The sequence below is a fragment of the Symbiobacterium sp. genome, assembly GCF_040797425.1.
GTDB lineage: Bacteria > Bacillota > Sulfobacillia > Symbiobacteriales > Symbiobacteriaceae > Symbiobacterium.
On sequence record NZ_JBFNEH010000130.1, the window covers coordinates 1 to 1594 of the forward strand.

The 1594-nt window shown below is 65.9% G+C and carries 1 protein-coding gene and 1 pseudogene; both read left to right on the top strand.

Translation table 11 applies throughout. The features are described 5' to 3' along the window. Positions 1 to 120 precede the first annotated feature (120 nt). Complete coding sequence (locus tag AB2385_RS17035) at positions 121 to 717, top strand: sarcosine oxidase subunit gamma (protein WP_367656203.1); 597 nt, start codon at positions 121 to 123, stop codon at positions 715 to 717. A gap of 54 nt (positions 718 to 771) precedes the next feature. Further along, positions 772 to 1594: pseudogene (locus AB2385_RS17040) on the top strand (formyltetrahydrofolate deformylase); the annotation flags it as partial.

The following is a 1594-nucleotide window of genomic DNA, read 5'->3' on the forward strand; positions in this document are numbered from 1 at the left end:
GGCCAGACCGTCTACGCCCCGCTGGCCGATGGCCGCTACATCGCTGCCGAGATCGTCTCGCCGGTGTTCTACGACCCCAAGGGTGAGCGGCAGAACGTCGCCTAACGAGGATAGCGCTCCATGAACAACATCAACGTGTACGACCAATACTCCGCCAAGGCGCGCGCCGAATCCCCGCTGTTCCACGCTGAGCTGAACAAGCTCGCGGGCCGCGGCCCGGGCACCGCCGGGGTGACCCTGCGCGAGCGGGCCCTGTTGGGTCACCTGGTGATCCGTGGCGACGCCCATGACGAAGGCTTCACCGGCGCCGTGCAGAGCGTGGTCGGCCTGGAAGTGCCCGGTCCGCTGGCGATCACCCAGAAGGGCGAGAGCTCGCTGCAGTGGCTTGGCCCGGACGAGTGGCTGCTGGTGGTACCCGGTGGCAGCGAATTCGCCACCGAGCAGGCCCTGCGCCAGGCCCTGGGCGAGCGCCACGTCGCCATCGTCAACGTCGGCGGGGGCCAGACCCTGGTCGAGCTCAAGGGACCCAAGGTGCGTGAAGTGCTGATGAAGTCCACCTCCTACGACGTCCATCCGAGCAACTTCCCGGTGGGCAAGGCGGTGGGCACGGTGTTCGCCAAGTCCCAGCTGGTGATCCGCCACACGGCGGAAGACACCTGGGAACTGGTGGTGCGTCGCAGCTTCGCCGACTACGTCTGGCGATCCCGACCTGCGTGATGCGCAGGTCGGGTTTTGTGATTCGGGCTTCATCTCCATGCAAAGGACTTCATCATGAGCCGCACGCCCGATACCTGGATTCTCACCGCCCAGAGCCCGAGTCGCCTCGGCACCGTGGACGTGGTCACGCGCTATCTGTTCGAGCAGGGCTGCTATGTCACCCAGCACCACAGCTTCGATGACCGCGAAGCCCAGCGCTTCTTCATCCGGGTGGAATTCCAGGTGCCCAGCGATTTCAACGAGGGCCTGTTCCGCGTCGGCCTGGACCTGCGCTTCACGCCCTTCGACATGACCTTCGAGCTGACCCCGCCCGGCTATCGCGCCAAGGTCGCCATCATGGTCTCCAAGGCCGACCACTGCTCTACCGCCAGCGCATCGGCCAGTTGTCCATGGACGTGGTGGCGGTGATCTCCAACCACCCGGATCTGGAGCCCCTGGCGGCCTGGCACGGCATTCCCTATCACCATTTTCCGCTGGATCCCCAGGACAAACCGGCTCAGGAGGCCAGGGTGTGGCAGGTGCTGCAGGAGACCGGCGCGGAGCTGGTCATCCTCGCGCGCTACATGCAGGTGCTGTCGCCCGAGCTGTGCCGTCGCCTCGATGGCTGGGCAATCAACATCCACCATTCGCTGCTGCCGGGTTTTAAGGGCGCGCGTCCCTATCACCAGGCCTATGCCAAGGGCGTCAAGCTGGTGGGTGCCACGGCGCACTACATCAACAACGACCTCGATGAAGGCCCCATCATCGCCCAGGGCGTCGAGTCCGTGGACCATGCCCACTACGCCGAGGACCTGGTGGCCCGTGGCCGCGACATCGAGTGCCTGACCCTGGCCCGGGCGGTGGGCTATCACCTGGAGCGTCGCGTCTTCCTCAACGC